Origin of the sequence: Streptomyces sp. NPDC002088, assembly GCF_040296605.1 — a bacterium.
Lineage (GTDB): Bacteria > Actinomycetota > Actinomycetes > Streptomycetales > Streptomycetaceae > Streptomyces.
Window position 1 is genome coordinate 1 of the sequence record NZ_JBEOXO010000018.1, and the last position, 21,029, is coordinate 21,029.

Here is a 21,029-nt window from a genome sequence, read left to right on the forward strand (position 1 = left end):
CGCTCGTCCCGGCTGCCGGAAGGGCAGTCGTCAGGCGCGCTGGCCACGGCGTCAAACCCACCACCGCAAGGTAGGGGGGAATCTCCCCCGCTCACGACTCCGTTGGGCGGAGTCGCTCACAGGGGAGAGATCTTCAATCCGGGAGGGGTTGGGGCGGCCGCGGCCCCACGTAGTTGCCGCTCGGGCGCATGCGCAGCGGGCGCTCCCCGTACTCCTCCAGGGCGTGGGCGATCCAGCCCGCCGTACGGGCGACGGCGAAGATCGTCTCGCCCGCGGAGGCGGACATGCCGGAGGACGCGGTGAGCACAGCGAGGGCCAGGTCCACATTGGCGTGCAGCGGAGTGTGGCGGGCGGTGGTCGCCACGATGTCGCGGGCCGCCGCGAGGGCGGGCGCGGCCTGGGGCATCTCCTCCAGAAGGGTGAACAAGGCACGCGCGCGTGGGTCCTCGCCGGGGTAGAGCCGGTGGCCGAGTCCGGGGATACGACGGCCGGCCCGCAGCTCTTCCGCGATCACGGGGGCCGCGTTGCCCTGGTCGAGCACCTCCAGCAGCAGCCGGTGGGCGAGTCCGCTGGCGGCGCCGTGCAGGGGGCCCTCGATCACGCCGAGCCCGGCGGAGACGGCCGCGTAGGGGTGCGCGCGGGCCGACGCCGCGACGCGCACCGCGAGCGTCGAGGCGGCCAGGTCGTGGTCGACCAGCAGGCCGAGTGCCGTGTCCAGGACCCGCAGTGACGCCTCGTCGGCGTCCAGTCCGGTGAGCCGCGCCCAGAGTCGGTGCGCCAACGGGCCCGCGTCACGGTGGCTGCGCCGCACCGGCGGCAGTGCCGCGACGAGGGTGGGGATGAGGGTGCGCGCGGTGCCGAGCACGGCGTTCTCGGACAGGTCGAAGCGCAGGGGGTCGGCCGCTGCCGCGGCGATCGCGGCGACTCGCAACCGGTCGGTCGGTCCGGCATGTTCGGGCAGGGCGCCGACCGCGCGGCGGGCGACGGCGACGGACGCCTCGGGGGCGGTGAACGTGATGCCTGGGCGCAGTCGCCCCGTCCACAGCCATTCGGCGATCTCTTCGTAGGAGTGGCGCGCGGCCAGCTCGGTGGCGTCGACGCCCCGGAAATAATACCGGTCCTTGTCGATGAGCGTGATGCGGGTGCGTACGGACATCTCCGAGCCGGCGCCCGAACTTCCGCTGCTCTCCCGCCTGTTGCGCCGGGCGACCGCCTCGACCTCCTTGGCGTCGAAGGTGCTGCCCCGGCTGCCGGGCACACGTTGGCTGCTGAGCTGACCGCGACTCACGTACGCGTACACGGTCTCGGGCTTCACGCCGAGCAGCTCGGCGGCCTCCTTGGTGCTCAGCCGCCGTCCCGGGTGACCGGGGTCGGATTCTTGATCGCGCATGGAAGTCACCGTATCCGCCCTTTCAATACATTGATTCAATCAATATTGACAGAAGAATAGTCAACCATGGACAGTCGAATCAATTCCAGGGAGGAAATCATGTCCGTCAACAGGTCCGCTGCCGCTCTTGTCGAGGTACCGCGGGGGCTCTCGGGGGTCGTCGTCACCGACACCGAAATCGGTGACGTCCGGGGGCTCGAGGGCTTCTACCACTACCGCCAGTACTCGGCCGTCGAGCTCGCGCAGAGCCGCAGTTTCGAGGACGTCTGGCACCTCCTGGTCCACGGGGAACTGCCGGACGCCGAACGAAGCGCCGCCTTCACGGCCCGGACCGCGGCGCTGCGCCGGCTGCCCGACGACGTGAGCGGGGCATTGCCGGCCATCGCGGCGGCCGGCGGACAGTCCGGCCCGCTCGCCGGCATGCGTACGGCCCTGTCCCTGCTGGGCGCGGCCAAGGGATTCCGCCCGGTGTACGACATCGACGCCGCCCGGCGTCGCGAGGACACCGTCGTGGCCGCCGCAGCCGTACCGACGCTGCTCACCGCGCTGCACCGGCTGCGGCAAGGACTCGACCCGGTGGAGCCCCGCGAGGACCTGTCGTACGCGGCGAACTACCTGTACATGTTGACCGGAGTGGAACCGGACCCGCAGCGGGCCCGTGCCGTCGAGCAATACTTGATCTCCACCATTGATCATGGCTTCAACGCGTCAACCTTCACGGCGCGCGTCATAGCGTCGACCGGGGCGGACGTGGCGGCCTGTCTCGTCGGCGCGGTGGGTGCGCTGTCGGGGCCGTTGCACGGCGGTGCGCCCAGCCGTGCGCTGGACACCCTGGACGTGATCGGCACCCCCGACCGGATCGATCCCTGGATCCGCGAGCGCGTCCTCGCCGGCGAGCGCATCATGGGCTTCGGTCACGCCATCTACCGCACCGAGGACCCCCGCTCCCGGATGCTCCGCGAGATCGCCCAGGGCTTCGGCGGTCCGCGGGTGGACTTCGCCGTCGAGGTCGAGCGCCGGGTCGAGGCGATCCTCGCCGAACTCAAGCCGGGCCGCGAACTGCACACCAACGTCGAGTTCTACGCGGGCGTGGTCATGGAACTCTGCGGTCTGCCGCGCGAGATGTTCACCCCCACCTTCGCGGCGGCACGCGTGGTGGGCTGGGGCGCCAACATCCTGGAGCAGGCGGAGGACTCGAAGATCATCCGTCCGGTGGCGCGGTATGTGGGGCCGGGGGCGCCGGCGAAGGTACCGGACGCGGCCTGAGGAAGCGTGCGGCCTGGTGCCGTTCTGGCGCCAGGCCTCATCGGTGATGACCGGGCAGTGACGGGGTGCCGGGCTGCTCGCGGGATGGGTGCCCGGTGCGCTCGACGGTTGCGGCGGCCGGGGCAAGTGACGGGCCGGGTCAGGGGTGGACGCGTGCTCGTGCGGGGACGTCAGGCGTCGGGAATGTCCGCCTTGGCGCGGATCAGGGTCTCCCGGCTCACGATGACGATGCGTTCGTAGTCTGCGCGGGAGGCGTCGGTGGGCAGTTCGCCATCCAGCGCCTCGGTGGCCTCGGTGCCGATGACGGCGAAGTTGCCGTCGCTGAGTTCGAACACGTCCGGGCAGTTGGCTCCTGACGTACTGCCACGGGCACTCGGGGGCACACCGATGCGGCGCACGATCTTCAAGGGGTACCGGTCCTTACAGAAGATTTGGGCAGAGTGGTGGGCAGCACGCTACTGGGCTTCATGAGGCGTACGCGTCCACATGGGCAAAAGACACCCAGCCGTGTCGCCGTTGCGGATGAGTTGACTGAACGCACGGAGCCGTGCGGGTCAGTCGGGCGGGGGGTTGCCCACCACCCACCACTCGTCTGTGTCGGCTTCGTCCAGGTCCTTGATGAGGCCGTCGACCATGAGGCCGATCCTGGCCTCGTCGGACGATTCCTTCAGAGTCGCGCGCTGCCCCTTCGAGGCCTCCCAGTACTCCCGTAGGAGCGGGCTCTGAAAAATCTCGCGCAGACGTCCGAAGAGCTCCTCCTGGTCCAGGATTCCTGATCGGTAGAGGTGGAAGAGGTTGACGTACCAGGCGTTGGCGTAGAAGAACTGGCGCCGTTTCTCCGCGGGGATGTTCTTGTCGTAGGTGTCGATCACCGAGCCCAGGGAGGGGTCAGCGATGGCCATGGACAGCAGCTCCCAGTGCATGCGCTGCTGATGCGCCAGAGCCGTGCGCCGAGAGTTCAGTTCCTCGAGTTCGAGTCGCTTCACGTGCAGCCGCGCCTCCTCGAGGCGCCGTTGACGCGCGGCCAGCGTCAATGTAGCGGTGGCGAGCATCAGACCGGCCGCGATGGAGCCGACCCTCCCCGCGGTGTTCTTCTGTGTGGCCATGTCAACCCCGATTCAGGCGACCGTCCGCCGGTCGTCGGAGTGCGGGTCGACTGGTGGGGACCGGCGAGCGATGGGCGGCGCGTGCCGCCTCCAGGGTGCCGAGCGGCTCTGATCGGCGGGGGAGGCGGAGAGGAGGCGCACGGAAGGAAGCGAGGGTCGCACACTCCGGCGCCATGCCCAACGTCTGCCCCGCCAACGCTGCTAACAATCGTTCACTCAGCGGTGATTCTTCCGGCTCGTATCCTGGGGCGGCATTCATTCTTTGTACGTGCGCCGGGCCATGAGCCGGTGTACGCGTCGGCGTGAGAGAGGTCGTACGTTGAGTCAGCCGAGCCCGAGCCCGCAGCAGATCCCGGTGGTCGTACTCGCCGGATTCCTCGGCTCCGGCAAGACCACGCTCCTCAACCATCTCCTCCACCGCAGCGGCGGCAGCCGTATCGGCGCCATCGTCAACGACTTCGGTGCCATCGAGATCGACGCGATGGCCGTGGCCGGTGCGCTAGGTGACTCCACCGTCTCCCTCGGCAACGGATGTCTGTGCTGTGCCGTCGACGTCAGTGAGCTCGACGACTACCTCGAGCGGCTCACGAACCCGTCCGCCGGCATCGACGTCATCGTCATCGAGGCCAGCGGGCTCGCCGAGCCCCAGGAGCTGGTGCGCATGGTGCTCGCCAGTGAGAACCCCCGGGTCGTCTACGGCGGGCTCGTCGAGGTCGTCGACGCCGCCGAGTTCGACGACACCCGCGCGCGACACCCAGAGATCGACCGGCATCTCGGCCTCGCCGACCTCGTCGTGGTCAACAAGCTCGACAGGGCGGCGGACGGCGAGCGGGTCCTCGGCCTCGTCCGGTCCCTCACCGACCGCGCCGCAGTCGTCGCCGCCACCTACGGCCGTATCGACCCCGAGTTCCTCTTCGACTGTCGGCCGAACGAGGAGCGCATCGGGCAGCTGTCCTTCGACGACCTGCACGATCGCGACAGTGGGGGTGATCACGACGGTCATCTGCACACCGCGTACGACAGCCTGTCCTTCGTCTGCGCAGTCCCCCTGGAGCCACGCCGGCTGATGGCCTTCCTCGACAGCAGGCCCGAAGGGCTCTACCGGATCAAGGGGTACGTCGACTTCGGCGCCCACGACGTCCGCAGCCGTTACGCCGTCCACGCCGTCGGGCGGTTCCTCCGCTTCTGCCCGGAGCCCTGGGCCGCCGGTGAGGAACGTCTCACCCAGCTGGTGCTCATCGGCTCCGGCATCGACGCGCCCGCCCTCCGCAAGGAGCTCGAGGCCTGCGAGAACGCCGCCCCGCACACCGCCGACGAGCGCGGCATGTGGGGCGTCCTCCGCTACGTACGAGACCCCGAGGAAGCCGGGGAACCCGGGGAACCCGGGGAACGGGCCTAGACCGGCCCCGCCACCACCGCCACCGTCTTCGCCAGCGACACGCCCGAGCCGTCGCGGCGCGGGTCGATGTCCGGGAGTTCGGCCGGGGTGCCGTTCTTCTGCGCGGCCCGTGCCGGGACGGCGCCCGCCCAGGCCAGGGACAGGCAGTCCTCGCCCTTCAGGAACCGCTGGCAGCGGACGCCGCCGGTGGCGCGACCCTTGCGCGGGTACTGGTCGAACGGGGTCATCTTGGCCGTCGTCTGGACGGAGTCGTCCAGCGTGCCGCGCGAGCCGGCCACGGTGAAGACGACCGCGTCCACGGCCGGGTCGACCGCCGTGAAGGAGATCACCTTCGCGCCCTCGATGAGCTTGATGCCCGCCATGCCGCCCGCCGCACGGCCCTGGGGGCGGACCTGGGCGGCCTGGTAGCGCAGCAGCTGAGCGTCGTCCGTGATGAAGACCAGGTCCTCCTCACCGGTGCGCAGCTCGACCGCGCCGACGATCCGGTCGCCCTCCTTGAGGGTGATGACCTCCAACTCGTCCTTGTTGGACGGGTAGTCCGGGACGACACGCTTGACCACGCCCTGTTCGGTGCCGATGGCCAGGCCCGGGGACGACTCGTCCAGCGTGGTGAGACAGACCAGCGTCTCGTCGTCATCGAGGGAGACGAACTCCGACAGCGGTGCACCGCCCGACAGGTTCGGCGCCGACGCGGTGTCCGGGAGCTGAGGCAGGTCGACGACGTTGATCCGCAGCAGGCGGCCCGCCGAGGTGACCGCGCCGAGCTCGCCGCGTGCCGTGGCCGGGACCGCCGAGACGATCACGTCGTGCTTGGTGCGCCTGGCGTCGGGGTCCTCCGGGAAGGGCTCGCCGTTCGCCGTGCGGGCCAGCAGGCCGGTCGAGGACAGCAGCACGCGGCACGGGTCGTCCGCGACCTGGAGCGGCACGGCGGCGACCGGGGCACCAGCCGACTCCAGCAGCACCGTACGGCGCTCGGTGCCGAACTTCTTCGCCACCGAGGCCAGTTCCGCGGACACCAGCTTGCGCAGCTCCGCGTCCGACTCCAGGATGCGGGTCAGCTCCGCGATCTCCGCGTTGAGCCTGTCCTTCTCCGACTCCAGCTCGATCCGGTCGAACTTGGTCAGGCGGCGGAGCGGGGTGTCCAGGATGTACTGCGTCTGGATCTCCGAGAGCGAGAAGCGCTCCATCAGGCGCTCCTTCGCCTGCGCGGAGTTCTCGCTGGAGCGGATCAGCCGGATGACCTCGTCGATGTCGACGAGCGCCGTCAGCAGGCCCTCCACCAGGTGCAGACGGTCCCGCCGCTTGCTGCGCCGGAACTCCGAGCGGCGGCGGACGACCTCGAAGCGGTGGTCGAGGTAGACCTCCAGGAGCTCCTTGAGGCCCAGTGTGAGCGGCTGGCCGTCCACCAGGGCGACGTTGTTGATGCCGAAGGACTCCTCCATCGGCGTCAGCTTGTAGAGCTGCTCCAGGACCGCCTCCGGCACGAAGCCGTTCTTGATCTCGATGACCAGGCGCAGGCCGTGCTCGCGGTCGGTGAGGTCCTTGACGTCGGCGATGCCCTGGATCTTCTTCGAACCGACCAGATCCTTGATCTTGGCGATCACCTTCTCCGGACCGACGGTGAAGGGCAGCTCGGTGACGATCAGGCCCTTGCGGCGCGCGGTGACGGTCTCGACCGCGACCGTGGCGCGGATCTTGAAGGTGCCGCGGCCCGTCTCGTACGCGTCCCGGATGCCGGTGAGGCCGACGATCCGGCCGCCGGTGGGCAGGTCGGGACCCGGGACGAACCTCATCAGGGCTTCCAGATCCGCGTTCGGGTAGCGGATCAGGTGGCGGGCGGCCGCGATGACCTCGCCGAGGTTGTGCGGCGGCATGTTCGTGGCCATGCCGACCGCGATGCCCGACGAGCCGTTCACCAGGAGGTTCGGGAAGGCCGCCGGCAGGGTCGCAGGCTCCCGCTCCTGGCCGTCGTAGTTGGGGTTGAAATCGACGGTGTCCTCGTCGATGGACTCCGTCATCAGGCTCGCGGCGTCGGCCGCCCGGCACTCGGTGTAGCGCATGGCGGCCGGCGGGTCGTCGTTGCCCAGCGAGCCGAAGTTGCCATGGCCGTCGACGAGCGGCACACGCATGGAGAAGGGCTGGGCCATGCGCACCAGGGCGTCGTAGATCGACGCGTCGCCGTGCGGGTGGAGCTTGCCCATGACCTCGCCGACGACACGGGCGCACTTCACATAGCCACGCTCGGGGCGCAGGCCCATCTCGTTCATCTGGTACACGATGCGGCGGTGCACCGGCTTGAGGCCGTCGCGGGCGTCCGGCAGGGCGCGGGAGTAGATGACCGAGTACGCGTACTCGAGGAAGGAGCCCTGCATCTCGTCGACGACGTCGATGTCGAGGATCCGCTCCTCGAACGAGTCGTCGGGCGGCGGGGTCTTCGTGCTGCGGCGGGCCATCGCTGCCGGCTCCTTGCTGAAGCGTGAACGGGTTCTGACGCGGACCATTGTGGACCGCGGTACTGACAGTGCGGGCGAGGGCCCGGCGTCGGCCGCCCGGCCCGGTGTGGAAGGGCGCCTCCCTCCACGACTGCCCGCAGGCTACGCGATCTCGCTCTCGGCGTACGTCGTGCGGGAACTTCGCCCATGGTCCGCCCGCTTGCATACAGTGGCAGGACAGGCACGAAACACGCGGTTCAGACGACCGCGACCGCGATCGAAGGGACGTACATGCCCATGGGTCACACGGCCACAGCCGAGGCAGGCTCCGGGGGCCTGACAGCGACCGAGCACCGACTGGCCAACGGGCTCCGCGTGGTGCTCTCCGAGGACCACCTGACCCCGGTCGCGGCGGTGTGCCTCTGGTACGACGTCGGCTCCCGCCACGAAGTCAAGGGCCGTACCGGCCTGGCTCACCTTTTCGAGCACCTGATGTTCCAGGGCTCCGGCCAGGTCAAGGGCAACGGCCACTTCGAGCTGGTGCAGGGCGCCGGCGGCTCGCTCAACGGCACCACCAGCTTCGAGCGCACCAACTACTTCGAGACCATGCCCACCCACCAGCTGGAGCTCGCCCTCTGGCTGGAGGCCGACCGCATGGGCTCCCTGCTCGCCGCCCTCGACGACGAGTCCATGGAGAACCAGCGGGACGTCGTGAAGAACGAGCGCCGCCAGCGCTACGACAACGTCCCCTACGGCACCGCGTTCGAGAAGCTGACCGCCCTCGCCTACCCGGAGGGTCATCCCTACCACCACACGCCGATCGGCTCGATGGCGGACCTGGACGCGGCCACCCTGGAGGACGCGAGGGCGTTCTTCCGGACGTACTACGCGCCGAACAACGCCGTCCTCTCCGTGGTCGGCGACATCGACCCGAAGCAGACGCTCGCCTGGATCGAGAAGTACTTCGGTTCCATCACCTCCCACGACGGCAAGCCCGCCCCGCGCGATGGCTCGCTGCCCGAGATCATCGGCGAGCAGCTGCGCGAGGTCGTCGAGGAGGAGGTCCCGGCGCGCGCCCTGATGGCCGCCTACCGGCTGCCGCACGACGGCACGCGCGCGTGCGACGCGGCCGACCTGGCGCTGACCGTCCTCGGCGGCGGCGAGTCCTCCCGCTTCTACAACCGGCTCGTACGGCGCGACCGTACGGCGGTGGCGGCCGGTTTCGGCCTGCTGCGGCTGTCCGGGGCGCCCTCCCTGGGCTGGCTGGACGTGAAGACGTCCGGTGACGTCGAGGTGCCAGTCATCGAGGCCGCCATCGACGAGGAGCTCGCCCGGTTCGCCGAGGAGGGCCCCACGGCCGAGGAAATGGAACGCGCCCAGGCCCAGTTGGAGCGCGAGTGGCTGGACCGGCTCGGCACGGTCGCGGGCCGCGCCGACGAACTGTGCCGCTACGCGGTCCTGTTCGGCGACCCGCAGCTCGCCCTCACCGCCGTCCAGCGTGTGCTGGACGTGACCGCGGAGGAGGTCCAGGAGGTCGCCAAGGCCCGCCTGCGCCCCGACAACCGCGCGGTGCTCGTCTACGAGCCGACCGTCCCCGAGGCCCTGGACGAAGCCGAGGCGGCGGAACGCACCGAAGACCCGGAGTCCGCGGCGACCGTGGAAGCCACCGACGAGACCGAGGAGGCGGCCCAGTGACCGAGCTCGCCACGATGGAGTTCCACCCGCAGCCCCGGCCGGGCGAGGCCAGGCCCTGGGCCTTCCCGGCGCCCGAGCGCGGCACCCTGGACAACGGCCTGACCCTCCTGCGCTGCAACCGGCCCGGCCAGCAGGTCGTCGCCGTCGAGGTGCTCCTCGACGCGCCCCTGGAGGCCGAACCGGCCGGTCTCGACGGCGTGGCCACGATCATGGCGCGGGCCTTCTCGGAGGGCACCGACAAGCTCTCCGCCGAGGAGTTCGCCGCCGAACTGGAGCGCTGCGGAGCCACCCTCGACGCGCACGCCGACCACCCCGGCGTACGCCTGAGCCTCGAAGTCCCGGCGTCTCGCCTGGCCAAGGCGCTCGGCCTGCTCGCCGACGCCCTCAGGGCGCCCGCGTTCGCGGACAGCGAGGTCGAGAGGCTGGTCCGCAACCGGCTCGATGAGATCCCGCACGAGCTGGCCAACCCCGCCCGCCGTGCCGCCAAGGAGCTCTCCAAGGAACTGTTCCTGGCCACCTCGCGCATGTCGCGCCCGCGCCAGGGCACCGAGGAGACGGTCGCGAAGATCGACTCCGCGGCCGTGCGGGTCTTCTACGACCGGCACGTCCGCCCCGCCACGGCCACCGCCGTGGTCGTCGGTGACCTCGCCGGCATCGACCTGGACGAGCTGCTGGGCGACACCCTGGGCGCCTGGACGGGCTCCTCGGCCGAGCCCCGCCCCGTGCCGCCGGTGAGTGCCGACGACACCGGCCGCGTCGTCATCGTGGACCGCCCCGGCGCCGTCCAGACGCAGCTGCTGATCGGCCGCACCGGCGCCGACCGGCACGACCGCGTGTGGCCCGCACAGGTGCTCGGCACGTACTGCCTCGGCGGCACCCTCACCTCCCGTCTGGACCGCGTCCTGCGCGAGGAGAAGGGCTACACCTACGGTGTGCGCGCGTTCGGGCAGGTCCTCAGGTCGGCGGCCCCCTCGTCCCCCGGAGGGGCTACGGGCGCCGCGATGCTCGCCATCAGCGGCTCCGTGGACACCCCCAACACCGGTCCCGCCCTGCAGGACCTGTGGACCGTGCTGCGCACGCTCGCCGCGGAGGGCCTGACCGACGCCGAGCGGGATGTCGCCGTGCAGAACCTCGTCGGTGTGGCGCCGCTGAAGTACGAGACGGCGGCGGCCGTTGCGGGCACGCTGGCCGACCAGGTCGAGCAGCACCTGCCCGACGACTACCAGGCGACGCTGTACCAGCAGCTCGCCGCGACCGGCACGGTGGAGGCCACCGCGGCGGCCGTGAACGCCTTCCCCGTGGACCGTCTGGTGACGATCCTCGTCGGCGACGCAGCGCAGATCAAGGAGCCCGTCGAGGCCCTCGGTATCGGTGAAGTCACCGTCGTGTCCGCCGAGTAGAAGCCAAGCAGAAGCCAAGCAGAAGCCAAGCAGAGGCAGAGCAGAGGCACGCGCGCGTAGGGGCCCTGGTGACTGATGAGTCGCCAGGGCCCCTCAATGTCCGGAGAATGTCCGAATTGAGGGAGAGTTACCTGTCTGCCCTGTGGCATGCGCTACAAAAGCTCTGATCCGTTTGAGGATTGAAAGACGGCGCCCGTACGGTCGTCCGGGCTGTTCGTCAGGCAGTGCGCCGCGCCCGCGGCAGCGGACAGCCATCGCCGAGTCCCCGTACGGCGCAAGCCAGGGGAGCCGGGGACCCAATCGCAGTCCCTGGGGTGAATCGGACGCCCGCGCGTGCCGCGAGGGGGTCCGTAGGAGACCTTCCTGCTCCGAACCCGTCAGCTAACCCGGTAGGCGAGAGGGAAGGAAAGGACCAGCCACTACATGGCGTTCATGTGCGCCCCCGGGAAGCACCGTCGTCCCGGCCGGATGAAGCGCACCAGCGCTCAGGCAGCCGGCATCGCGGCCCTCACCACCACCGGCGTCATGGGCACCCTCGCCGCCCCCGCGCTCGCCGCCGAGAACTCCGTCGAGCAGACCGGCCTCACCCCGGTCATCACCATCGGCGACTGGGTCGCCGAGCAGATCGGCGCCCAGGCCGCCGCCCAGAAGCAGGCCGCCGAGCAGAAGGCGGCCGAGGAGGCCGCCCGCAAGAAGGCCGCGGAGAAGGCCAAGAAGGAGCGCGAGGCCAAGGCGCGCGCCGCCCGCGAGGCCGAGCGCAAGCGCCTCAACACGTTCGTGGCGCCGATCTCCCACTCCTACGTGTCCACGGGCTACCTCAGCGGCGGCTCGCTCTGGTCCTCCGGCAGCCACACCGGCATCGACTTCCACGCCGCCAGCGGCACCTCCGTCCACGCGGTCGGCTACGGCACCGTCGTGGAGGCAGGCTGGGGCGGGGCGTACGGCAACCAGGTCGTCATCAGGATGAACGACGGCACGTACACCCAGTACGGCCACCTGTCGTCCATCGGCGTCTCCGTGGGCCAGAAGGTCACCACGGGCGAGCGGATCGGCCTCTCCGGTGCGACCGGCAACGTCACCGGCCCGCACCTGCACTTCGAGGCCCGTACGACCGCTGAGTACGGCTCGGACATCGACCCCGTCGCCTACCTCCGCAAGCACGGTGTCAACATCTGACGCTCGCCCGGCGTGAACGTCCGACAACGGACGGCGAGACATACCGAAGCCCCGGCCCCCCGAGCCGGGGCTTTCGGCGTTTCAGAGGCCCCGCTGTCCAAAAAATATCCCTGGATTCCGGCCTCCCGTCGGAAATTGCAGCTGATTGCAATAGAGTCACTGAACGCACGTCAATCGGCGACGTTTCACGGGGATTAAGGCGGAGGTCGGTCATGCGTATTCCGGCGCACTCGGTATGCACGGCGATCCGGGACGACATCGTCGCCGGTGTCTACGAGCGCGGCAGCCGGCTCACCGAGGAACTCCTCGCGCGCCGCTACGGCGTCTCGCGCGTCCCCGTCCGGGAGGCCCTGCGCACCCTGGAGGCGGAGGGTTTCGTGGTGACCCGTCGGCACGCGGGCGCGTGCGTCGCGGAGCCCACCGAGCTGGAGGCCTCCGACCTGCTGGAGATGCGCATGCTCCTGGAGCCCCTCGGCGCCTTTCGGGCCGCCCAGCGACGTACCGAGGCCCATCTGAAGGTGCTGCGCGGCCTCGTCCGGCTGGGCCAGGAGCGGGCCAGGCGGGGCAACAGCGAGGATCTGCGCTCCCTGGGCGGCTGGTTCCACGAGACGCTCGCGCAGGCGTCCGGCAGTCAAGCCCTGACCTCCACGCTCACCCAGCTGCGGCACAAGATCGCCTGGATGTACGCGGTCGAGGCGCCGGCCAACCCCGTGGAGTCCTGGACCGAGCACGGCGCGATCGTGGACGCGGTGGCGCGCGGTGACGGTGAGCGCGCGCGGGCGATCACGGCGCTGCACACCGAGCGCTCGAGCGTCGCGCACCGGCTGCGTTTCTCCGGGGGAGGAGAGCGCCCGGACCGCGTGAGGACTTCGCAACCTCCCGTAAACATGACGGGTCTGCGGCATTAACACGGGGGCCGTATACAAAGAGGGGATAATTCCCGGGGGACTATTTCTGCTGCCCGTAAACAGGGAAATGCGAAGGGCTCGCCCGATAATTCGGACGAGCCCTTCGGAGTTGCGGGAGAACGTCTTTAAAGCGACAAGCACCGCAACCGTCAATTGAGGGACCCTGACGGCGCGCAACCGGCTCCGCGAGAGCGGCGCCGGCTCAGACGCAAAGGGGGGCGCTCAGACGGTCTCGGGGAGCTCCTCGAGCCCCTCGGAGACCAGCTTCGCCAGACGGTCGAGCGCGGCGTCCGCACCCTCGGCGTCGGAGGCGAGGACGATCTCCTCGCCGCCCTGCGCGCCGAGGCCGAGGACGGCCAGCATGGAGGCCGCGTTGACGGGGTTGCCGTCGGCCTTGGCGATCGTGACCGGGACGCCTGCGGCCGTGGCGGCTCGGACGAAGATGGAGGCGGGACGGGCGTGGAGGCCCTCGGCCCAGCCGACGTTGACGCGGCGCTCAGCCATGTGATGCTGCCCTTCAGTGTCTCAGGGTTGTCTAGACCAGTGTTCCACATCGGAATGCGTGCCCGGAGCGGTCCTGTGTCCCGTCCCGGGGGTGTCGTCGGATCGCGGCCTCGACCCGACTTCCGTCCTCCACAGACTGCCTCGCGCCGATGTCGTACGCGAGCCGTACTCTGGGGCCCATGCAGACCTCGGCGGACCGGCACGAGTACCCCGCCCACTGGGAGGCGGACGTGGTGTTGCGCGACGGCGGCACCGCGCGCATCCGGCCCATCACCGTTGATGACGCCGACCGCCTGGTCAGCTTCTACGAGCAGGTCTCGGACGAGTCGAAGTACTACCGCTTCTTCGCGCCGTACCCTCGCCTGTCCGCCAAGGACGTCCACCGCTTCACGCACCACGACTTTGTGGACAGGGTGGGACTCGCGGCCATGGTCGGCGGCGAGTTCATCGCCACCGTACGCTATGACCGCATTGGCGCCGACGGCATGCCCGCCTCCGCGCCCGCCGACGAGGCGGAGGTCGCCTTCCTGGTGCAGGACGCACACCAGGGCCGCGGTGTCGCCTCCGCCCTCCTGGAGCACATCGCCGCTGTGGCCAGGGAGCGCGGCGTCAGCCGCTTCGCCGCCGAGGTACTGCCCGCGAACTCCAAGATGATCAAGGTGTTCACGGACGCCGGCTACACCCAGAAGCGCAGCTTCGAGGACGGCGTCGTACGTCTGGAGTTCGACCTCGAACCCACTGAACGCTCGCTCGCCGTGCAGCGCGCGCGGGAGCAGCGCGCCGAGGCGCGGTCGGTACGGCGGCTGCTCGTCCCGGGGTCCGTCGCGGTCGTCGGCGTCGGCCGCACCCCGGGAGGCGTCGGCCGCAGCATCCTCGGCAACATCCGGCAGGCCGGGTTCACCGGAAACCTGTACGCCGTGAACAAGGCCCTCCCCGAGGGGCAGAGCGAGCTCGACGGAGTGCCCGCCCACCGCTCGGTGCGGGACATCGAGGGGCCTGTCGACGTGGCGGTCGTCGCCGTGCCGACCGAGCGCGTGCCCGACGTGGTCACCGAGTGCGGCGAGCACGGTGTGCAGGGACTCGTCGTGGTCTCCGCCGGGTACGCCGAGAGCGGCCCCGCGGGACGCGAGCGCCAGCGCGAACTCGTACGCCACGCGCGCGTGTACGGGATGCGCATCATCGGCCCGAACGCCTTCGGGATCATCAACACCTCCCCGGACGTGCGGCTGAACGCCTCCTTGGCCCCGGAGATGCCGAGGCCCGGGCGGATCGGTCTGTTCGCGCAGTCCGGCGCCATCGGCATCGCCCTGCTGTCCCGGCTGCACCGGCGCGGCGGAGGGGTCACCGGGGTCACCGGGGTGTCCACGTTCGTCTCGTCCGGCAACCGGGCGGACGTCTCCGGCAACGACGTCCTCCAGTACTGGTACGACGACCCGGACACCGACGTCGTACTGATGTACCTGGAATCCATCGGCAACCCACGCAAGTTCACCCGCCTCGCCCGGCGGACGGCGGCGGCGAAGCCGCTGGTCGTGGTGCAGGGTGCGGGTTCCGCTCCGCAGGGGCACGCCGTACGGGCGACGCGGTTGCCGCACGCGACCGTGTCGGCGCTGCTGCGGCAGGCCGGGGTCATCCGCGTCGACACGATCACCGAGCTGGTGGACGTGGGGCTGCTGCTCGCGCGCCAGCCGCTGCCGACCGGGCCGCGGGTGGCGATCCTGGGAAACTCCGAGTCGCTGGGCGTGCTGACGTACGACGCGTGCCTCTCCCAGGGGTTGCGGCCGTTGCCGCCGGTGGATCTGACGACGGGGGCCACGGCGGACGACTTCCGGCGGGCGCTGTCACGGGCGTTGGCGGATGAGACGTGCGACGCGGTCGTGGTGACCGCTATACCGGCGATCGGGGAGGCGTCGGTCGGGGACGCGGTGTTGGCGGAGGCGTTGCGGTCGGCTGCCGAGCAGGTCCCGGGGAAGCCGGTGCTTGTCGTGCACGTGGAGCTCGGGGGACTCGCGGAGGCGCTGTCGGCTGCGGCGAGTACCGCACCACAGGCGGGTTCGAACGCACCCGGCACGGTAGGCGGTGCCCACTCGTTCTTCCGCCCTGCGGAACGACCGCCCAGCGCGGAACCGGAACAGCCGGCCACCGCCGCCGAGACCTCCGAAACCGGCTCCCGCCTCATCCCCGCCTACCCCGCCGCCGAACGCGCCGTCCGTGCGCTCGCCGAAGCCGTCAAGTACGCGCAGTGGCGGCGCGAGGCCGCCGACCCCGGGAAGGTGCCGGAGCGCGAGGACATTGACGAGAAGGGCGCCGCCGAGCTGATCGGCGGGCTGCTCGCGCGGGGGCAGGGGCTCACGCTCGGGTCGGAGGAGACGGGCGAGCTGCTCGGGCGGTACGGGATCGCCGTACGCAGGGCCGTGCCCGCGCCCACCCCCGACGCCGGCGTCGAAGCCGCCCGCGCCCTCGGCTACCCCGTGGCCCTCAAAGCCACCGCCCCGCATCTGCGGCACCGTGCCGACCTGGGTGGCGTACGCCTCGACCTGGCGGACGAGGAGCAACTGCGGCGGGCGTACGCCGAATTGACCGAGCTGTTCGGGAAACCGGAGGAGCTGCGGCCGGTGGTGCAGGCGATGGCGCCGCGCGGGGTCGACACGGTCGTACGCGCGGTCATCGATCCGGCGGCCGGGGCCGTACTGTCGTTCGGGCTCGCCGGAGCGGCCTCCCAGCTGCTCGGCGACATGGCGCACCGGCTGGTGCCCGTCACCGACCGCGACGCGACCTCGCTGGTCCGGTCGATCCGGACGGCGCCGCTCCTGTTCGGTTGGCGGGGCTCGACGCCGGTCGACACGCCTGCGCTGGAGGAGCTGCTGCTGCGCGTGTCCCGGCTGGTCGACGACCACCCCGAGGTCGTCGCGGTCACCCTGGAGCCGGTCGTCGTCGCCCCGCAGGGACTGAGCGTCCTCGGTGCCACCGTCCGCCTGGCGCCACCCCCCGCCCGCGACGATCTCGGCCCGCGGACGCTCCCCGCCTACTGAGCGGAACCTTCCCGGGTACGGAACCTTCCCGTGCGCTGAGCGGTGCCTCGCAGTCAGTGCGTCCCCGTAGGATGGACGTCATGGCCAAGACCAGTACGACGACCCAGGGGCTGCGAGCGGCGATCGAGCGCAGCGGCTACTACCCGGCCCTCGTGGCCGAGGCGGTGGAGGCCGCTGTGGGCGGCGAGCCCATCCGGTCGTACCTGGTCCACCAGGAGACCACGTTCGACCAGAACGAGGTGCGGCGGCACGTGACCGTGCTGGTCCTCACCGGCAATCGCTTCATCGTGAGTCACACCGATGAGCAGGCCGCGGACACCACCTCCCCGACGCCGTACGCCACGACGTCCACGGAGTCCGTGAAGCTCGGCCGGATCTCGTCCGTCGTGGTCAGCCGTGTGGTCGCCAACCCGGAGTCCTACACCCCGGGCACGCTGCCGCGCGAGATCGTGCTGACCATCGGCTGGGGCGCCGTCTCCCGCATCGACCTGGAGCCCGCCGCCTGCGGCGACCCCAACTGCGACGCCGACCACGGCTACACGGGCAACTCGACCGCGGACGACCTCAGCCTGCGCGTCAGCGAGGCCGGGGACGGCCCGGAGACGGTCCGCCAGGCCCTCGCCTTCGCGCAGGCCATCTCCGAGGCGACAGCGGACGTCACCCGCTGATGTCCCACCTGTCGTCCGCTGATTCCGTCGCCTGGGACCAGCCCGAACCGCTTCCCGTCGGCTCCGCCCCCGTCCCCGAGTACGGCTCCGGCTCGCTCGCCGACCTGCTGCCCACGCTCGCCACGGGCATGGGCGTTCCGGGGATGCCGTCCGCCATCCCCGAGCTGACCGCCGCCGACCGCAACTGCGTGTTCCTGATCGACGGCCTGGGCTGGGAGCAGCTGAAGGCGCACCCCGACGAGGCCCCCTTCATGGCCTCGCTCCTCGCGAGCTCCCGTGGCGGCACGGGTCGCCCGATCACCGCCGGTTACCCGGCGACCACCGCGACCTCCCTCGCCTCCGTCGGCACCGGCCTCCCGCCGGGCTCCCACGGCCTGCCCGGCTACACGGTCCGCAACCCGGCCACCGGCGAGCTGATGAACCAGCTCCGCTGGAAGCCGTGGACCGACCCGCGCCCCTGGCAGCCGTACCCCACCGTCTTCCAGCTGGCCCAGGACGCGGGCGTGCACGCCGCCCAGGTCTCGTCGCCCACCTTCGCGAACACCCCGCTGACCAAGGTCGCGCTCAGCGGCGGCGTGTTCCACGGGAAGCTGACCGGCGAGGAGCGCATGGACCGCGCGGCCGAGCAACTGGCCGCCGGCGACCGCTCCCTGGTCTACACGTACTACGCCGAACTCGACGGCGCCGGCCATCGCTACGGCGTCGCCTCGGACACCTGGCGCGGCCAGCTCATGTACGTCGACCGCCTGGTCCAGCGCCTGGCCGAGCAGCTGCCCCCGCGCAGCGCGCTCTATGTCACCGCCGACCACGGCATGATCGACGTGCCCTTCGACGAGCAGCACCGCATCGACTTCGACGAGGACTGGGAGCTGCGCGCCGGGGTCGCCCTGCTCGGCGGCGAGGGCCGCGCCCGCCACGTCTACGCGGTGCCGGGCGCCGAGAACGACGTACTGACCTGCTGGCGCGAGGTGCTCGGCGAACAGTTCTGGGTGGCCTCGCGGGACGAGGCGATCGCGGCGGGCTGGTTCGGCCCGCACATCGACGACCGCGTGTACGCGCGCATCGGCGACGTGGTCGCGGCCGCGTGTGACGACGTCCTGATCATCGCCTCCGAGCGGGAGCCGAAGGAGTCGGCGATGGTCGGCAACCATGGTTCGATGACCCCTGCCGAGCAGCTCGTACCCCTGCTCGAAGTACGCTCCTGAAGCTCCCCGCCCTGCCACCCCCGTTCTCTTTTCGCCGAAAGGTGCTCAACTCCCCATGCCCGAGCTGGTGTTCTTCTCCGGAACGATGGACTGCGGGAAGTCGACGCTGGCTCTCCAGATGGAGCACAACCGCTCCACGCGGGGGCTGGTCGGCATGATCTTCACGCGTGACGACCGCGCGGGCGAGGGCAAGCTGTCCTCCCGCCTCGGCCTGGTCACGGACGCGGTGGAGGTCGAGGACGGACAAGATCTGTACGCGTTCCTCGTCGAGCACCTCTCGCAGGGCGGGCGCGCGGACTACGTGATCGCGGACGAGGCGCAGTTCCTGGCGCCGGAGCAGATCGACCAGCTCGCGCGGGTGGTGGACGACCTGGGTGTCGACGTCTACGCCTTCGGTATCACGACCGACTTCCGCTCGAAGCTGTTCCCCGGCTCCCAGCGGCTGGTGGAGCTGGCCGACCGGGTCGAGGTGCTCCAGGTCGAGGCCCTGTGCTGGTGCGGCGCCCGCGCCACGCACAACGCGCGCACGATAAGCGGCGAAATGGTCGTCGAGGGCGCCCAGGTGGTCGTGGGCGACGTCAACCACTCCGCGGACGAGGTCGGCTACGAGGTGCTGTGCCGCCGTCACCACCGCCGCCGTATGACGGCGGCTACGGCGCACGCGGCGGCGCTGTCGCCGGACGTCCTCCCGGTGTCGACTTCCTGGACCGGGTCCCCTGGACCGGATCCCCTGGACCGGGCCTCCTGATCCGGAGTTCCCGAGGGTCAGCGCGGGCTCTGGATCAGTGAGAACCGCGCCCCCTCCGGATCCGCCACCGAGGCCACGCGCCCGTGGGCGCTGTCCCGGGCCGGCATGAGCTCATGACCGCCCAGCTCGACGAGCCGGGCCAGCGCCTCGTCCGTGTCGGCGACCTCGAAGTACGTCATCCAGTGCGGGCCCCTGTCGCGCGGCAGGGCGTTGCCCACGCCGTGGATCCCGGCGACTGGGCGGCCCCCGACATGCAGCGTCACGTAGTCGAAGTCGGCGGAGACGACCGGCTTCTCCTCGTAGCCGAACACCGTTTTGTAGAACTTGGCGACGTTCGCCGACTCGAAGGTCAGCAGCTCGTTCCAGGCGGGCGTACCGGGTACGCCGGTGATGCCGGTGCCCAGGTGTGCCGTCGCCTGCCAGACGCCGAAGACGGCGCCCGACGGATCCGAGCAGATCGCCAGCCGCCCGGCCTCGGCCGCGTCAAGCGGGCCGACCCCGAGTGTGCCGCCGCACAGCCGTACCGTCTCGGCGGTCTGGTCCACGTCGTCCGAGGCCAGGTAGGGGGTCCACGCGATCGGGAGGTGGCGGTCCGGCGGCAGCTGGCCGATGCCCGCCACCTCGCGGCCGTCCAGCAGGGCCCGCACGTAGGGGCCGAGTTGCTGGGGGCCAGGCTGGAACTCCCAGCCGAACAGCTGTCCGTAGAAGTCCTGAGTCGCGGCCAGTCCGTGCACCATCAGACTCACCCAGCAGGGCGTGCCGGGCGAGTACCGAGCGTGCCTTTCGCCGTTCGGGTCGGCCGACCCCCGTGCCTCGGTCATCGTCACTCTCTTCTCGGCCCCTCGCGGTGGCCGTGTCGCTTCCGCTCTCCGGAGCCCGTGCCGATGTTCGCACCGCCCGTGGTGCCGTGCTCACCGGGCGCACCGTCGCGCGCGGGCCGTGACCGGAGAATGCCCGCAGCGCGGTTTCTCGCCCGTTTCCGCGCGATTGCCCACGGGGGTCGATCAGTTGTACAGCATGTGCCCGATCCCGTACGCCTCGTGATCGGGCCTGCCCGGCCGAGCAGAGTAGCCGGACATGGACGATGCGGCCACCCCGTGCGCAAGGATGGTGACCATGAACGCCATCATCTCCGCATCCGAACTCGCGAGCGCCCTGGCGGGGGAGCACCCGCCGGTGGTGCTCGACGTCCGCTGGCAGCTCAGCATGGCCAAGGCCGCCGGTGAGCCGGCCTTCGACGGCCGGGCCGAGTACGAGGCCGGTCACGTTCCCGGTGCCGTCTTCGTCGACCTCGACAGGGAACTCGCCTCCGCGCCCGGCGTGGCCGGCCGGCATCCGCTGCCCGACGTGGCGGACTTCGGCGCCGCGATGCGCCGGGCAGGCGTGTCGGCCGCGGTCCCGGTAGTTGTGTACGACGGCGGGCAGGGGTGGGCGGCAGCCCGCGCGTGGTGGCTGTTGCGCTGGACGGGTCACCCGGACGTGCGGGTCCTCGACGGCGGATTGCCGGCCTGGGAAGGGGCTCTGTCGGTGGACGTGCCCTCACCTGCCGAGGGCGACTTCGAGCCGGCGCCGGGGGCTGTGGGGCTCCTCGACGCGGACGGGGCCGCGGCGCTGGCACGGTCGGGGGTGCTGTTCGACGCGCGCGCGGGGGAGCGGTACCGGGGCGATGTGGAGCCGATCGATCGGGTCGGCGGTCACATTCCGGGCGCGGTGTCGGCCCCTACGACGGAGAACGTGGGGGCGGACGGGCGGTTCCTGCCCGCCGAGGAGCTGAACGCGCGCTTCAAGGCTCTGGGTGCCGCCGGTGACGCCGAAGTGGGCGTGTACTGCGGCTCGGGCGTTTCGGCCGCCCATGAGGTGCTGGCGCTGGCGGTCGCGGGGATTCCGGCGGCGTTGTACGTGGGTTCGTGGTCGGCGTGGTCGTCTGATCCGCAGCGGCCCGTCGCCGTGGGTCCCGAGCCGCAGTAGCCGGTCGGCCGGCGCTCGGGGACGGCCCCGGCTGTGCGGCTGACCGTGCCCCGGTCTCACGCCGACGGCGCCCCCGGCCAGTCGGCTGACCGCGGTCCCGCACTCCGACGGGCCGGTTCGGTACGGCAGGTC

17 protein-coding genes and 1 riboswitch are annotated in these 21,029 nt (G+C 71.0%); of the genes, 11 read left to right on the forward strand and 6 right to left on the reverse strand.

The window, feature by feature from the left end:
- Positions 1-133: 133 nt before the first annotated feature.
- On the reverse strand, positions 134-1,390 hold the full coding sequence (locus ABT114_RS31545) for a citrate synthase (protein WP_351146309.1): 1,257 nt from the start codon (positions 1,388-1,390) through the stop codon (positions 134-136).
- Positions 1,391-1,489: 99 nt separating this feature from the next.
- Between ABT114_RS31545 and ABT114_RS31550 the strand changes: the two genes are divergently transcribed.
- Positions 1,490-2,656, forward strand: a complete 1,167-nt coding sequence (locus tag ABT114_RS31550) for a citrate synthase (RefSeq protein WP_351146310.1) — start codon at positions 1,490-1,492, stop codon at positions 2,654-2,656.
- A gap of 170 nt (positions 2,657-2,826) precedes the next feature.
- Here the strand turns inward: ABT114_RS31550 and ABT114_RS31555 are convergent, their stop codons facing one another.
- Positions 2,827-3,063, reverse strand: coding sequence for a hypothetical protein (locus ABT114_RS31555; RefSeq protein ID WP_351146311.1), 237 nt, complete (start codon positions 3,061-3,063; stop codon positions 2,827-2,829).
- 147 nt (positions 3,064-3,210) lie between these two features.
- Positions 3,211-3,762: a DUF6082 family protein gene (locus ABT114_RS31560; RefSeq protein WP_351146312.1), complete on the reverse strand. Its 552-nt coding sequence runs from the start codon at positions 3,760-3,762 to the stop codon at positions 3,211-3,213.
- Positions 3,763-4,081: 319 nt separating this feature from the next.
- On the opposite strand from ABT114_RS31560, the gene ABT114_RS31565 reads away from it, so the two are divergent.
- Complete coding sequence (locus ABT114_RS31565; protein ID WP_351146313.1) at positions 4,082-5,161, forward strand: CobW family GTP-binding protein; 1,080 nt, start codon at positions 4,082-4,084, stop codon at positions 5,159-5,161.
- Here the strand turns inward: ABT114_RS31565 and ABT114_RS31570 are convergent.
- Positions 5,158-7,614, reverse strand: a complete 2,457-nt coding sequence (locus ABT114_RS31570; protein WP_351146314.1) for a DNA gyrase/topoisomerase IV subunit A — start codon at positions 7,612-7,614, stop codon at positions 5,158-5,160. The genes ABT114_RS31565 and ABT114_RS31570 overlap by 4 nt on opposite strands.
- Positions 7,615-7,890: 276 nt before the next feature.
- On the opposite strand from ABT114_RS31570, the gene ABT114_RS31575 reads away from it, so the two are divergent.
- The 4 genes from ABT114_RS31575 to ABT114_RS31590 all read left to right on the forward strand — a co-directional run bounded on the left by ABT114_RS31575 (position 7,891) and on the right by ABT114_RS31590 (position 12,772).
- Positions 7,891-9,288, forward strand: a complete 1,398-nt coding sequence (locus ABT114_RS31575) for a M16 family metallopeptidase (protein WP_351146315.1) — start codon at positions 7,891-7,893, stop codon at positions 9,286-9,288.
- Positions 9,285-10,688 (forward strand): M16 family metallopeptidase, encoded by a 1,404-nt coding sequence (locus ABT114_RS31580; protein WP_351146316.1) that lies wholly within the window; start codon positions 9,285-9,287, stop codon positions 10,686-10,688. Before ABT114_RS31575 ends, ABT114_RS31580 begins: the two co-directional genes overlap by 4 nt.
- Before the next feature lie 245 nt (positions 10,689-10,933).
- A riboswitch (cyclic di-AMP (ydaO/yuaA leader) is annotated at positions 10,934-11,099 on the forward strand.
- Positions 11,100-11,111: 12 nt separating this feature from the next.
- Positions 11,112-11,864, forward strand: a complete 753-nt coding sequence (locus ABT114_RS31585) for a M23 family metallopeptidase (protein WP_351146317.1) — start codon at positions 11,112-11,114, stop codon at positions 11,862-11,864.
- Positions 11,865-12,076: 212 nt separating this feature from the next.
- Entirely contained in the window at positions 12,077-12,772 is a 696-nt protein-coding gene (locus ABT114_RS31590; protein ID WP_351146318.1) for a GntR family transcriptional regulator, read from the forward strand.
- A gap of 222 nt (positions 12,773-12,994) precedes the next feature.
- Here the strand turns inward: ABT114_RS31590 and ABT114_RS31595 are convergent, their stop codons facing one another.
- On the reverse strand, positions 12,995-13,276 hold the full coding sequence (locus ABT114_RS31595; protein ID WP_003993478.1) for an HPr family phosphocarrier protein: 282 nt from the start codon (positions 13,274-13,276) through the stop codon (positions 12,995-12,997).
- Positions 13,277-13,455: 179 nt separating this feature from the next.
- On the opposite strand from ABT114_RS31595, the gene ABT114_RS31600 reads away from it, so the two are divergent.
- From ABT114_RS31600 to ABT114_RS31615, 4 genes are all read left to right on the forward strand, one after another.
- Positions 13,456-16,308, forward strand: a complete 2,853-nt coding sequence (locus ABT114_RS31600; RefSeq protein ID WP_351146319.1) for a bifunctional acetate--CoA ligase family protein/GNAT family N-acetyltransferase — start codon at positions 13,456-13,458, stop codon at positions 16,306-16,308.
- A gap of 71 nt (positions 16,309-16,379) precedes the next feature.
- Positions 16,380-16,976, forward strand: a complete 597-nt coding sequence (locus ABT114_RS31605; protein WP_351146542.1) for a DUF5998 family protein — start codon at positions 16,380-16,382, stop codon at positions 16,974-16,976.
- Positions 16,976-18,181: an alkaline phosphatase family protein gene (locus tag ABT114_RS31610; RefSeq protein ID WP_351146320.1), complete on the forward strand. Its 1,206-nt coding sequence runs from the start codon at positions 16,976-16,978 to the stop codon at positions 18,179-18,181. Before ABT114_RS31605 ends, ABT114_RS31610 begins: the two co-directional genes overlap by 1 nt.
- A 55-nt stretch (positions 18,182-18,236) precedes the next feature.
- Positions 18,237-18,929 (forward strand): thymidine kinase, encoded by a 693-nt coding sequence (locus ABT114_RS31615; RefSeq protein WP_351146321.1) that lies wholly within the window; start codon positions 18,237-18,239, stop codon positions 18,927-18,929.
- Between the two features lie 17 nt (positions 18,930-18,946).
- Here ABT114_RS31615 and ABT114_RS31620 read toward each other — a convergent pair whose 3' ends face one another.
- Entirely contained in the window at positions 18,947-19,750 is an 804-nt protein-coding gene (locus ABT114_RS31620) for a VOC family protein (RefSeq protein WP_351146322.1), read from the reverse strand.
- A 295-nt stretch (positions 19,751-20,045) separates the two neighbouring features.
- Here ABT114_RS31620 and ABT114_RS31625 point away from each other — a divergent pair, with 295 nt between their 5' ends.
- Complete coding sequence (locus ABT114_RS31625) at positions 20,046-20,897, forward strand: sulfurtransferase (RefSeq protein WP_351146323.1); 852 nt, start codon at positions 20,046-20,048, stop codon at positions 20,895-20,897.
- Positions 20,898-21,029: the final 132 nt, after the last annotated feature.